Below are 1,201 nucleotides of genomic sequence, written 5' to 3'. Positions count from 1 at the left end.
TTCTTCTGCAGAATGTCCAGTTTCTAAATAGTTGAGTGCTTTTTGCCTTAAATCTTTGGAATATGCCATAACTTTTTTAACTCAAACTATATCTATATGCACGATTAAATTCAATTAACTATATATAACTCAATTCAGATAAAATTATAATCAACCCACATAAATTTTTTAACGCTTACTAAAGAAGTTAAATGCGCTAATCCAGCGGCAGTACGCTTACGGCACCCACGCAGATCTAAATGTTGTAAGGCCACTAAGGGAGTTAAATGCGCTAATCCAGCGGCAGTAAGCTTACGGCACCCACGCAGATCTAAATGCTGTAGAGCCACTAAAGGAGTTAAATGCGCTAATCCAGCGTCCGTGAGATTAGAGCACCAACTCAGATCTAAATGCTGCAGAGCCACTAAGGGAGTCAAACGCGCTAATCCCGCATCAGTGAGATCGCGGCACCCACTCAGATCTAAATGCTGTAGAGCCACTAAGGGAGTTAAATGAGCTAATCCAGCGCCTGTGAGATTATAGCACCAACCTAGATTTAAATGCTGCAGAGCTACTAAGGGAGTTAAACGCGCTAATCCAGCGGCAGTAAGCTTACGGCACCCACGCAGATCTAAATGCTGTAGAGCCACTAAAGGAGTTAAACGCGCTAATCCGGCGTTGGTGAGATTCCAGCATTGGCTCAGATTTAAATGCTGCAGAGCCACTAAGGGTTTCAAATGCGCTAATCCGGCGTCAGTGAGTTTATTACAATCATTTAAATTCAAATGTTGCAGAGCCACTAAGGATTTCAAATGCGCTAATCCAGCGTCCGTGAGGTTTTTGTTCCCACTTAGATCCAAATGCTGTAGAGTGGCTAAGGATGTTAAATGTGCTAATCCAGCATCAGTGAGATCGTGGCAACCACTCAGATCCAAATGCTGTAGGGTCGCTAAGGATGTTAAATGCGCTAATCCAGCGTCAGTGAGCTTATAGCACTCACGCAGATCTAAGTACTGTAAAGCGACTAAGGGTTTCAAATGCGCTAATCCAGCGTCCGTGAGATTAGTACATCTATTCAAATTTAAATGTTGTAAAGCCACTAAAGGTGTTAAATGCGCTAATCCAGCGTCTGTGAGATTAGGGCATCCACTCAGATCTAAATGCTGTAAAGCGACTAAGGGTTTCAAATGCGCTAATCCAGCGTCCGTGAGATTAGTACATC

The 1,201-nt window shown here is 43.0% G+C and carries 2 protein-coding genes; both read right to left on the bottom strand.

Annotated elements, in window-relative coordinates:
* On the bottom strand, positions 1-69 hold a 69-nt coding region (locus tag TY19_RS12890), incomplete at its 3' end, for an IS630 transposase-related protein (protein WP_226988498.1).
* A gap of 65 nt (positions 70-134) precedes the next feature.
* The coding region (locus TY19_RS11785) for a leucine-rich repeat domain-containing protein (protein WP_338140283.1) at positions 135-1,201 on the bottom strand (1,067 nt) is incomplete at its 5' end.

Source organism: Candidatus Protochlamydia sp. R18, assembly GCF_000648255.1.
Classification (GTDB): Bacteria; Chlamydiota; Chlamydiia; order Chlamydiales; family Parachlamydiaceae; genus Protochlamydia; species Protochlamydia amoebophila.
Note: the sequence above shows the minus strand (reverse complement) of the source record. Positions and strands in the feature narration are given on the sequence as shown.